The 11,375-nt window shown below is 70.6% G+C and carries 10 protein-coding genes and 1 pseudogene; 4 read left to right on the plus strand and 7 right to left on the minus strand.

The annotated features are described in order from the left end of the window. The 3 genes from G3I19_RS29560 to G3I19_RS29570 form a co-directional block, all read left to right on the plus strand. Positions 1-1,049, plus strand: a 1,049-nt coding sequence (locus G3I19_RS29560; protein ID WP_164266788.1) for a PP2C family serine/threonine-protein phosphatase, incomplete at its 5' end; no start/stop codon positions are given. Positions 1,050-1,208: 159 nt separating this feature from the next. Beyond that, entirely contained in the window at positions 1,209-2,579 is a 1,371-nt protein-coding gene (locus tag G3I19_RS29565) for a VWA domain-containing protein (RefSeq protein WP_164266789.1), read from the plus strand. A 76-nt stretch (positions 2,580-2,655) separates the two neighbouring features. Next, on the plus strand, positions 2,656-3,972 hold the full coding sequence (locus G3I19_RS29570; protein ID WP_164266790.1) for an FHA domain-containing protein: 1,317 nt from the start codon (positions 2,656-2,658) through the stop codon (positions 3,970-3,972). On the opposite strand, the gene G3I19_RS29575 is transcribed toward G3I19_RS29570, so the two are convergent. Beyond that, positions 3,950-4,945, minus strand: a complete 996-nt coding sequence (locus tag G3I19_RS29575; RefSeq protein ID WP_164266791.1) for a methyltransferase domain-containing protein — start codon at positions 4,943-4,945, stop codon at positions 3,950-3,952. The two genes, G3I19_RS29570 and G3I19_RS29575, sit on opposite strands and share 23 nt — an antisense overlap. A 138-nt stretch (positions 4,946-5,083) precedes the next feature. Here G3I19_RS29575 and G3I19_RS29580 point away from each other — a divergent pair, with 138 nt between their 5' ends. Next, on the plus strand, positions 5,084-5,488 hold the full coding sequence (locus G3I19_RS29580) for a globin (protein WP_164266792.1): 405 nt from the start codon (positions 5,084-5,086) through the stop codon (positions 5,486-5,488). 77 nt (positions 5,489-5,565) lie between these two features. Here the strand turns inward: G3I19_RS29580 and G3I19_RS29585 are convergent, their stop codons facing one another. From G3I19_RS29585 to G3I19_RS29610, 6 genes and pseudogenes are all read right to left on the minus strand, one after another. Beyond that, a complete protein-coding gene (locus G3I19_RS29585; RefSeq protein WP_164266793.1) occupies positions 5,566-6,312 on the minus strand; it encodes a hypothetical protein in 747 nt (248 codons plus the stop codon). Further along, the gene (locus G3I19_RS29590) at positions 6,309-6,731 is read right to left on the minus strand and encodes a thioesterase family protein (RefSeq protein ID WP_164266794.1); all 423 of its coding nucleotides are present in this window, start codon (positions 6,729-6,731) and stop codon (positions 6,309-6,311) included. The genes G3I19_RS29585 and G3I19_RS29590 overlap by 4 nt, the downstream gene beginning before the upstream one ends. A gap of 2 nt (positions 6,732-6,733) precedes the next feature. Next, positions 6,734-8,398, minus strand: coding sequence for an energy-dependent translational throttle protein EttA (ettA, locus tag G3I19_RS29595; RefSeq protein ID WP_164266795.1), 1,665 nt, complete (start codon positions 8,396-8,398; stop codon positions 6,734-6,736). Between the two features lie 329 nt (positions 8,399-8,727). Then, the gene (locus G3I19_RS29600; protein ID WP_164266796.1) at positions 8,728-10,035 is read right to left on the minus strand and encodes a Cys-Gln thioester bond-forming surface protein; all 1,308 of its coding nucleotides are present in this window, start codon (positions 10,033-10,035) and stop codon (positions 8,728-8,730) included. A gap of 372 nt (positions 10,036-10,407) precedes the next feature. Beyond that, positions 10,408-10,809 (minus strand): single-stranded DNA-binding protein, encoded by a 402-nt coding sequence (locus tag G3I19_RS29605; RefSeq protein ID WP_164266797.1) that lies wholly within the window; start codon positions 10,807-10,809, stop codon positions 10,408-10,410. 103 nt (positions 10,810-10,912) lie between these two features. After that, positions 10,913-11,375, minus strand: a pseudogene (locus G3I19_RS29610) (ATP-binding protein); the annotation flags it as partial.

Genomic DNA, 11,375 nt, shown 5'->3' on the forward strand with positions numbered 1-11,375 from the left:
CCGAGGCGCACGCGCTGCCCGCACCGGATCCCAGGACCGCGGCAGCGGCCACGGCGGAGGCCCCGGCGGGCGCCGCCGCGGAGGCCCCGGCAGAGGCCCCTGCGGCGGCGGAGAGCGCGAAGGTCTGTGTCGCCTGCCGCACGGGCCGGATCGACGGCGACGGCTACTGCGAGAACTGCGGTCACGCCCAGCCCCGCGAGCGTGACCACATGGAGCAGGAGCTGGAAGCTGTGGCCGCGGTGAGCGACCGCGGGCTGCGCCACCACCGGAACGAGGACGCCTTCGCGGTGTCATCGGTGAACTTGCCGGACGGCTCGGCCGCCACGGTGGCGATCGTCTGTGACGGGGTGTCGTCGGCGACCCGCCCCGACGAGGCATCAGCCGCTGCTGCGGAGGCCGCCAATGAGTCGCTGCTGGCTTCGCTGCCCGCGGGCACGCATCCCCAGCAGGCCCTGCACGAGGCGATCATCGCCGCTTCGGAAGCGGTCAACGCCCTTGCCGCCGAGCCCACCGGGGCCATGGAGCACGACTCGCGCCGCCATCAGAACGCCCCGGCCTGCACCCTGGTCGCCTCCATCACGGTGGGCGGGCTGCTCGTCGTCGGCTGGGTGGGCGACAGCCGGGTGTACTGGGTGCCCGACGACCGCACCACCCACCCGTCCCGGCTCACCGAGGACGACTCCTGGGCGGCGCAGATGGTCGCCAACGGGCTGATGGGCGAGGCGCAGGCGTACGCGGACGAGCGGGCGCACGCCATCACGGGCTGGCTGGGCGCGGACGCGTACGAACTGGAGCCGCACACCGCGTCCTTCAAGCCGGACCGGCCCGGTGTGGTGGTGGTCTGCTCGGACGGCCTGTGGAACTACGCGGAGTCGGCCGAGCAGATGGCGCGGATCGTCCCGCTGGACGCGGCCACCCGGGCGCTGCACAGTGCGCAGGTGCTCGTGGGCCATGCGCTCGACGGCGGGGGCCACGACAACGTAACAGTGGCCGTCGTGCCGTTCCCGATGCCACCGCAGAGGGCAGGATCCGCCCACACGAAGGCGTGAAGGCGTGAAGGCGTGAAGGCACGGAAGCGTGAGGCGTGAGGCGTGAATTCGACCCTGTCCCGTTGACTCGGCTGTCCCCGTCGGCCCAGCTGTCTCGTTGATCCAGCTGTCTCGTTAACTCTGTTGAAATTGCCGCGTTGTCGTCAAGGAGCCCGTCAGATGGCCAACTTCTCCAAGTCCAACGTGCCGCAATTCTCCGTAGACGTGTACCAGAACGAGTACCTGCCGGAGGGCGGGCGCGAGGTGAACGCGATCGTCACGGTCACATCGACCGGCGGCGGAACCAGCGGCTCCGCCCTCGCGGGCGCGAACACCGGGTCCGTACCGGGTCCGGGACAGGCACCCGCCGCCGTGGTGATCATGGTGGACTGCTCGGGTTCGATGGACTACCCGCCGACGAAGATGCGCAACGCACGGGAAGCGACGGCGGCCGCGATCGACGCCCTGCGGGACGGCACCGCGTTCTCCGTGGTGGCGGGCACCCATGTGGCGAAGGACATCTATCCGGGCAACGGCCGGCTGGCCGTCGCGGGCCGGACGACGCGCGCCCAGGCGAGGGAGGCGCTGCGCAGGCTGAGCGCCGGCGGGGGCACGGCGATCGGCACCTGGCTGCGCCTCGCCGACCGGCTGCTCAACACCCCGGACGCGGCCGGCGGCGCCGTACCGCAGATCCGGCACGGCATCCTGCTGACCGACGGCCGCAACGAACACGAGGCGCCGGAGGATCTGCGGGCCGCGCTGGACGCCGCGGCCGGCCGCTTCACCTGTGACGCCCGCGGGGTCGGTACGGACTGGGAGGTCAAGGAGGTCACCGGGATCGCGTCGGCGCTGCTCGGCACAGCCGACATCGTGGCCGACCCCTCGGGGCTCTCCGCGGACTTCACGCGGATGATGGAGGACGCGATGGGCAAGGAGATCGCCGACGTCGCGCTGCGGCTCTGGACACCGGTCGGCGTGGAGATCAAGTTCGTCAAACAAGTGGCGCCCACAGTCGAGCAGTTGACGGGCCGTCGGACCGAAGTCGGGCCGCGCGCCGGTGACTACCCGACCGGCTCATGGGGCGACGAGTCCCGCGACTATCACGTCTGCGTCCAGGTGCCGGAAGCGGGAATCGGCCAGGAGATGCTCGCCGCCCGGGTGTCGCTCGTCCTGCCCGACCCCGCGGGGGGCGTGCCGCAGACACTTTCGCAGGGCCTGGTACGCGCGGTGTGGACGGACGACATGACCGCATCGACGTCGATCAACCCGCAGGTCGCGCACTACACGGGTCAGGCGGAACTGGCTCAAGTCATTCAACAAGGTTTGGATGCCCGCAAGTCGGGCAATCTGGACGGCGCGACGGCGAAGCTCGGCCGCGCGGTGCAGCTTGCGGCAGCCTCGGGGAACGCGGACACTGCGAAACTGCTCGCGAAGGTGGTGGACGTCGTCGACGAAGCGACCGGTACTGTGCGACTGAAGGCAAAGGTGGCGGAGGCGGACGAGATGACCCTCGAAACGCGCTCCACCAAGACAGTTCGCGTCAAGAAGTAACAGAAAAAGCACCATAAGCAGCAGAAGTGACGTTTTGCGGCCTCCGGGCCGGACGAGGAGAGGGGGAAGCGACTCCATGCCGACCTGCCCGAACGGACACCAGTCGGGATCCGACGACTGGTGCGAGGTCTGCGGCCATCGCATGGGCGCCGTGCCGCCGCCTCCCCCGCCGCCCCCGCCGTACGCAGGCGGTGGCGTGCCCCAGCAGCCCGCACACCAGCAGCCCGCGTCGCAGCAGCCCTCACCTCAGCAGCAGCCGCCGCGCGCGAACCCGGCGGCCGGTTACGGCTATCCGCCGGAGCCCACGGCCCAGGCCGAGATCTGCCCGCAGTGCCGTACGCCGCGTGAGTCGGGGGCGCCCTTCTGCGAAGAGTGCCGCTGGAACTTCCTGACCAACACCGCGACCTCGTACACACCGGTGGCCCCGAACCTGCCGCCGGGGCTCCAGACCCAGCAGCAGCCGCCCAGGCCGCCGGACTCGTTCGACTACCAGAGCTCGCGGCCCTCGCAGATCAACCGTCCCGCCGAGCCGCTGACGAACGCGCCGAGCGGCCGGCCGGCCCCGCCGCCTCCGCCCCCGGCGTACCAGCGGCAGGCACCTCCGCCGCCGCCCTCGTTCGCCCAGCCGCCGAGAGCACCGCAGGCCCCGCAGCCTCCCGAGCAGCCGAACGCGGCGGACGACTGGCTGCTCCCGCCGCCGTCCCAGGCCCAGCCCCAGGGGCCGGATCGGGGGCAGGACCAGGCACCTCAGCAGCCTCCGGCGCCTCAGCAACACCAGGCACCACAGCAACACCAGGCCCCACAGCAGCATCAGCCGCCCCAGCCCCCGCAGCAGTTCCAGCCCCCGCAGCAGCAGCAGCAGCAGCAGTCCCAGCCTCCGCAGCCGCCTCAGCAGGGTCCCGGACGGCCGGACCAGCAGGGCCACCCCGGTCAGGGACAGCAGGGCCACCCCGGCCGGCCCTCGGCCGAGCAGGCCCAGGCGCCGGCCGGCTGGTCGGTCACGGTGGGCCCCGACCGTGAGTACTTCATGGCGATGATGCAGCGCAGCGGCCCCGAGGCCACCGGGCTCAATCTGCCGGCCTACTCCCCCGAGCAGCGGCTTCCGCTCACCGGCAACCAGATCACCATCGGCCGGCGCAGGCACTCCACGGGCGAGTCACCCGACGTCGACCTGTCGGTCCCGCCCGAGGACCCCGGGGTGTCGCACCAGCACGCGGTCCTGGTGCAGCAGCCCGACGGCTCCTGGGCCGTCGTCGACCAGAACTCGACGAACGGCACCACGGTCAACGGTGCCGAGGACCCGATCCAGCCCTACGTACCGATCCCGCTCGAAGAGGGCGACCGGGTACACGTCGGCGCCTGGACGACGATCAGGATCCACCGGGGGCAGTAGCCACCGGACGGTGGGCCGGGGGGACGAGCGGCCAGGTGTACGGCCCTTCGGGGTCGTCCAGCCAGGCCCACTCGTGCTCCCCGCTCACCGTCACCCCGAACCGTTCCCGCTGCGGGCGCCCCTCGCGCTCCCACAGGGAGAACGCCTCCACCGGGTCGAGGCTGCCCGCCGTCAGCGTGAGGACGAAGCGGAAGAGGGCGTCGTTCAGCACGCTGGGCGGCAGCCCGCCGCCGCGCAGCGCCTGCTCGGACCCGGCCGTGCCACGCAGCGGTACGAAGTAGGCGGGCGTCTCCAGGAACCGCCCCTGCGCGTGCCGCTCGTCCCGTACCCGCAGCACGATCAGCCCGGTGGCGAGCGGGGCGAGAATCCGTGCGCCAGGGCGGCTCTGCGCCAGCCAGGCCCGCGGTACGGACGGGACCGCGCAGGTCACGATGATCGCGTCGAACGGGGCACGCGCGGGGCAGCCCAGCGCGCCGTCCCCGGTGACGACGGCCGGAGCAGCGCCGACGGCCGACAGATGAGTGCGCGCCGATTCGGTGATCTCCGGGTCGATGTCGACGGTGGTGACCAGCGAGTCGTCCAGCCGGTGGGCCAGCAGAGCCGCGTTGTAGCCGCTGCCCGCCCCGATCTCCAGCACGGTGTCCCCGTCGCGCACCGCGAGCCCGTCCAGCATCCGCGCCATCAGTGAGGGCTGACTGCTGGACGAGATCAGCTCGCCGTCCCGGATCCGGGTGGCCAGCGGCTGATCGGTGTAGACACCCTCAAGCCAGCGCCTGCGCCGCTCGGGGTCCGGGTCCTCACCCCACAGCCGCTCACGGCGGCCCACACCCTCCTCACCGTCCACGAAGAAGTACGGCACGAAGAGATGCCTCGGCACCGCCGCGAACGCGTCCCGCCAGGCCGGATCCGGCAGTGCGCCGCTCTCCGCGATCTCGCGCACCAGCGCCGCCCGCAATGCCTGGTCTGCACCCATATCTCCACTCTGCTGCGCCCCGCGCGGGGAAGCGAACCCGAAGGGTCCGGTCGGCGGCCGGACCCGGACGACGCGATCCGTACGGCCTGGCCCCTGCGAAGGGCCGACCTCCGTCGTGGCGTCTGCGACCATGGAGGGGTGACAGAGATCCCGCGCGGCACGCTTCAGGAGCAGACCTTCTACGAGCAGGTCGGCGGCGAGGAGACCTTCCGGCGCCTGGTCCACCACTTCTACCAGGGCGTCGCGGGAGATCCCCTGCTGCGGCCGATGTATCCGGAGGAGGACCTCGGCCCGGCCGAGGAACGGCTCGCCCTCTTCCTGATGCAGTACTGGGGCGGCCCCCGCACCTACAGCGACAACCGCGGCCACCCCCGGCTGCGTATGCGCCACGCCCCTTTCCAGGTGGACCGGGCCGCGCACGACGCCTGGCTGAAGCACATGCGGGCCGCGGTGGACGAGCTCGGCCTGGCCGAGGAGCACGAGCGGCAGCTCTGGAAGTACCTGACGTACGCGGCGGCCTCCATGGTGAACACCGAAGGCTAGGGGCTGCCGGGCCGGGCCCGGCGACAACGCCGGCGCGGCCCCGTACCTGCTGTAAGAGGAGCCCTGCGCGGGCAGCCCTACGTAGGCGTGACGCTCAGCCCGCCCAGGCCGGACGCCTCGCGGACGGCGGTCGAGCCGTACGGGGTGCGCAGCCGGAGCCAGGAGCCGGCGCCGAGCAGCGTGTACGGGCCGGAGTGGCCGCTGCCGCCGAGGTGACCGGTACCGCTGCCGGTGGAGAGGTCGGGAACGGCCACCCTGACCGGGCGCAGGAAGCCGAGCGAGTGGGCGGCGTGTGCCGCGCGGACCGGGAGGGCGGTGTCACCGACCGGCCGGGACCAGATCTCCCGCCCGATCCGGTCCAGTTCGGCACGGGTACGCCGGTCGGCGGGCAACTCCTCGGTACGCACACGGAATTCGGCGACCACGGCCGCCACAGCGGAGTGCAGCGCGTCGGGCGACGGAAGTCCGGGCAGTTGCCGCCAGCCGCTGCGGGGCGGCAGCAGACCGGCCCACGGAGGACCGGTGACAGCGCCGGGTACGGTGGCCGCCGCGCCCTGCTCGTCGATGGATTCGAGGAGTTCGCCCGCCGAGACGGTGCTGTCCAGCTCGGCCTGGGCGGCCAGCCGCGCCGTCCGGACGGCCAGTACCTCGAACGAGGGCGGCCGCCCGAAGACGGCCAGGCTCTGCTCCGTACCGCCGTCGGCCCGTGCCTGCAGCCGCACCGCCGCCGCACGGTCGTAGTGGATCAGCCGGGCCAGGAAGGCGGCGAGATCGGCCGCCTCCCCGGCGTCGGCGAAGACCAGCCGCAGCGGGAGCCCCGTCATGCCGCGAGCACTCCCGGCTGGTCCAGATACTCCTGGAGGAAGGACTTCTCATCGGCGGTGATCCGCCTCGGCCGCTGCGCCTCCAGGTCGTACGGGACGACGACCGTCGACGCCCGTACGTACACCTGGTCCTCGTCCTTCACCTCGTAGGCGATGGTCAGGGACGCGGCGCTGATCTTCGTCACCCAGGACTCGACGGTGACCGGCGCGTGCCGGTGCACCAGAGGGCGTACGTAGTCGATCTCGTGCCGGGCGACGACGGACCCGCCGGAGAACGACGGCGAACCGTCCCCCGGCGCCAGCCGGAACATGAAGTCGATCCGCGCCTCTTCCAGATACCGCAGGAAGACGACGTTGTTGACGTGCCCGAAGGCGTCCATGTCCGACCAGCGCAGGGGGCAGGAGTAGATGTGCCGCACGGTCAGCCTCGCGTCAGCTTCTTGTACGTGGCACGGTGCGGGCGGGCCGCGTCGGCACCGAGGCGTTCGACCTTGTTCTTCTCGTACGACTCGAAGTTGCCCTCGAACCAGTACCACCGGGAGTCGCCCTCGTACGCCAGGATGTGCGTGGCGACGCGGTCGAGGAACCAGCGGTCGTGGGAGATGACCACGGCCGCACCGGGGAATTCGAGCAGCGCGTTCTCCAGGGAGGAGAGCGTCTCGACGTCCAGGTCGTTGGTGGGCTCGTCGAGGAGCAGCAGGTTGCCGCCCTCCTTGAGCGTCAGCGCCAGGTTGAGGCGGTTGCGCTCACCACCGGAGAGGACACCGGCCGGCTTCTGCTGGTCCGGGCCCTTGAAGCCGAACGCGGAGACGTACGCCCGCGAGGGCATCTCGACCTGGCCGACGTTGATGTAGTCCAGCTCGTCCGACACGACCGCCCAGAGGGTCTTCTTGGGGTCGATGTTGGCGCGGCTCTGGTCGACGTAGGAGATCTTGACCGTGTCGCCGACCTTGATGGCGCCGGAGTCCGGCGTCTCCAGGCCCTGGATCATCTTGAACAGCGTGGTCTTGCCCGCGCCGTTCGGACCGATGACACCGACGATGCCGTTGCGCGGCAGCGTGAAGGACAGGTCGTCGATGAGGACCTTGTCGCCGAACGCCTTGGAGAGGTTCTCGACCTCGACCACGATGGAACCGAGCCGCGGGCCCGGCGGGATCTGGATCTCCTCGAAGTCCAGCTTCCGCATCTTGTCGGCCTCGGCCGCCATCTCCTCGTAACGGGCGAGGCGGGCCTTGGACTTGGTCTGGCGGCCCTTGGCGTTGGAGCGGACCCACTCCAGCTCTTCCTTGAGCCGCTTGGCGCGCTTCTCGTCCTTGCGGCCCTCGACCTTGAGGCGGGCGGCCTTCTTGTCGAGGTACGTGGAGTAGTTGCCCTCGTAGGGGAGCGCGCGGCCGCGGTCGAGTTCGAGGATCCACTCGGCGACGTTGTTCAGGAAGTACCGGTCGTGGGTGACGGCCACCACAGCACCGGGGTACTTCGAGAGGTGCTGCTCCAGCCAGTTCACCGACTCGGCGTCCAGGTGGTTGGTGGGCTCATCGAGGAGGAGCAGGTCGGGCGCCTCGATCAGCAGCTTGCAGAGCGCGACGCGGCGCTTCTCACCGCCGGAGAGGTTCACGACGGGCCAGTCGCCGGGCGGGCAGCCCAGGGCGTCCATGGCCTGCTCCAGCTGGGCGTCCAGGTCCCAGGCGTTGGCGTGGTCCAGGTCCTCCTGGAGCTTGCCCATCTCGTCCATGAGCGCGTCGGTGTAGTCGGTCGCCATCAGCTCGGCGACCTCGTTGAAGCGCTTGAGCTTGCCCATGATCTCGGCGGCGCCGTCCTGCACGTTCTCCAGGACGGTCTTCGACTCGTCCAGCTCCGGCTCCTGCATGAGGATGCCGACGCTGTATCCCGGCGAGATGTACGCCTCACCGTTGGAGGGCTGCTCAAGGCCCGCCATGATCTTCAGAACCGTGGACTTACCGGCACCGTTGGGGCCCACGACACCGATCTTCGCGCCGGGCAGGAAGTTCAGGGTGACGTCGTCGAGAATCACCTTGTCGCCGTGCGCCTTGCGCGTCTTGCGCATGGTGTAGATGAACTCAGCCAAGAGAAACCGTCCGGCATTAGATGTGTGGGCAGATGTACTCCATCTTGCCTGACAGCCACCCGGAGACGGAAACCGCCTGCCCTTGCCCGGCACTCACCCGGCTGACCTGCGGCGGCCGGAGGCAGATTCGTCGCTGTCTGTCAAGGTTGGTCACCCGCAGCCCCCTTTCGCACGTGCTGCCCGGTACGCGGCCGGCGAGGCGAGCACGCGAACGGTGAGCACACAGACGGTGAGCACGCAGACGGCCCCGGCACGCCGAGGCGTACCGGGGCCGCTGTACCGCGGTCACTTCACTTGCTCAGTCACGCTCGGGTGACCGGTCCACGGGGTCAGTGACCCGCGGTGTTCTTCCTGCGGAGCATGAAGACCGCACCGCCGCCGAGCACCACGAGGGCGATCGCCACACCGGCGATCACCGGGGTGGAGCTGGAGCTGCCGGTCTCGGCCAGGTCGCCGCCGCCACCGTGCGTGCCCGAGGTGCTGCCGCCGGCCGAGGCCGCGCTGGGCTTCGGCGTCGGGGTGGCGCTGTGGGTGGGCGTGCTGCCGGCCGTCTTGCAGTCGAGGACGCCCTGGAAGCGCTTCTCGAAGCCGTTCGGGCCCTTGATCGTGAAGTCGTACGCCTGGTCCTCGGCGACCGGGACGGTCACCGTCTCGGACTTGCCGGCCTCGACCGTGTGCTTCTGGCCCGCGAGCTCGAAGGCGAACGCCTCATCGCCCTTGTTGCCGGCGGTGATGTCGACGCCGCCCTTGGCGCAGTCCTTCTTGGCGGAGAGGGCCGGGATGGCGCCCTTGCTGGCCCAGTTGGCCGAGGCGACCGCACCGACCGACGCGGTGCTGGTGCCCGCGAGGATCTGGGTCTGGCTCTTGGAGTCACTGACGAAGGCACGGCCGATCGGCACCGTGGTCTGCGCGGTGACGTTCAGCTTGGCCGATCCGGGCTGGGCGCCGGCCGGGACCTTGAAGAAGAGCTGGGTGCCATTGACCGCGCTGGTGACGGGCTTGCCGTCCTTGCCGACGACCGTGACGCCCTGCGGCGCGTCGGGGGCGAGGGAGACCTCGGCCTTGGCGGCGTTGGTGGAGACCGTCACCGGGCCGATCGACTCGCCCGGGTGGCCCGCCACGTCGGCGGGGCCGAGCGAGAGCGAGGCGGAGGGCTCGGCGACATTGGCCGCGGACTTCTCCAGGTACTCGGTCAGCTTCCGGCCGGCCTCGTCCTTCGGCACCGCGTCGACGTGGTCCGAGAAGTGCCAGATCGCGGCCTGGGTGGCGGCCGCGGCCGTGGCGTCGGTCAGCGTGACATTGAGGTTCGCACCCAGCGAAGCGGGCGTCACCTGCGGGTAGGAGTGCTCGAGGATCCAGCGGATCTTGCCCGCGTCGTTGTTGTGCGCGAGCGAGGACTCGGCCCAAGTGACCTCACGGTAGGAGGTGTTGGCCTGAGTGTGGTTGTGCAGGTCGATGCAGTACGTCTTGATGGAGCCGCCGCCGTCGACCTTGAGCTCGAAGAGCCCGGCCGTCTCGTTGGCACCGTCGATCACGACCTTGTCCCCGACCGACACCCCGGGGTTGTCCAGGGTGGCGGTGACGCCGGAGGAGTTGGCGGGAGCGTCATCGGCGAAAGCAGGCCCGGCAGTTGCCATCGCACCACCGGCGACCAGCCCCGCAGCCAGGGCCGCGGCGGCCAGCCGGGAGGTGCCCAGCCGCCGTATGCGGGAACCAGGACCCGCAGAAAACACAGAAACCGCAGAAAACACAGAATTCCCCTTCGGGCAAGGACTCTTCGCGCGATGCGCCTCGTGGCGCGCGTGGGGGAAGTTCCTCGCCGGCAGACTCAAATGCCCCGTGAGTATCTGCGAATCCTAAGGACGCAGGAGCAACACAGTCTCCACACATGGCCTCTGATAACCATTCCGAATCGGAATCGTTATCGCGAATCGCCTCCGCGACCCGACCATATCGACAAATCACCACCCCCCAGGGCCCGGTGGCGCTTCGGCGCACCCCGGCCCCGGTCAGGCCACCAGATCTTTCGGACGCTCCGTCAGGGACGTATCCGCCCTGGCCACACGCTTGAAGGCGCTGGTACCGCGCGTCAGGTCGTGCCCCACGGCCAGCGCCTCGATATCGGCCGAGAATCTGCGCTGCCCGTCCTTGTCGTCGTCGCGCACCTTCAACCTGCCGTGGACGACGAGTGGTTCGCCGACAGACACGGAACCGGACAGATTCGCGGCCAGCGTCCGCCAGGCCCACACCGTGTAGAAGCTCGTCGGTCCGTCGGTCCAGGACTGTTTCTCCCGGTCCCAGCGGCGTGCGGTGACCGCGAAGCGAAATCGCACCATTCCCCCGGTGACCGAATCCCGGTATTCAGGCTGCGTCGCCACATTTCCCACCAATGTCACCAAGGTGTCGTTCATGATCCCTGCCTCCCCGTGCCGGCGATGGTCCTGCGGGGCCGTCCCGTGACGGCCCCGGTTTCCATGCTGGCCCGGGGAGACCCGCTCCGCTCGCGCCTGTGGACTACTTGCCGGTTGTGGACAACCCGTTCACCGTCACGTACTGCTCGCGTACCTCCCGGTACCGCAGCAGCTCGGCCCCGACCGGGTCGAGCACCTTCGCCCTGCCGCACGCGGCGGCCGCCTCCCGGAGCCTGCGTTCGGCCTCCTGTCCGTACCGGTGCGCGGGCCCCCGTACCGCCACCCCGCACGCCCACTCCACGAGCGGGCCGCCCACGGTCCCGGCCAGCGTGACCAGGACGGGTGTCAGCGGAGCGACGTCGAGCACGCCCACCACCACACCGACCAGCCAGAGCACTCCGAGGATCTGGTGGACGGTCATCATCACCTGGGCCAGCACCGCCGCCGGCCACCAGGCGGGCCGCCCCGAGCGGCCCCCGGGCTCCTGCGCGGCAGTGGTCGCAGCCAGCTCGTCCAGGGCCTCGGGCAGCCCCTCGGCTCCGCGTGCGGCCGCTTCACGCACCGCC

The sequence above is a fragment of the Streptomyces sp. SID10853 genome (assembly GCF_010548145.1).
Classification (GTDB): Bacteria; Actinomycetota; Actinomycetes; order Streptomycetales; family Streptomycetaceae; genus Streptomyces.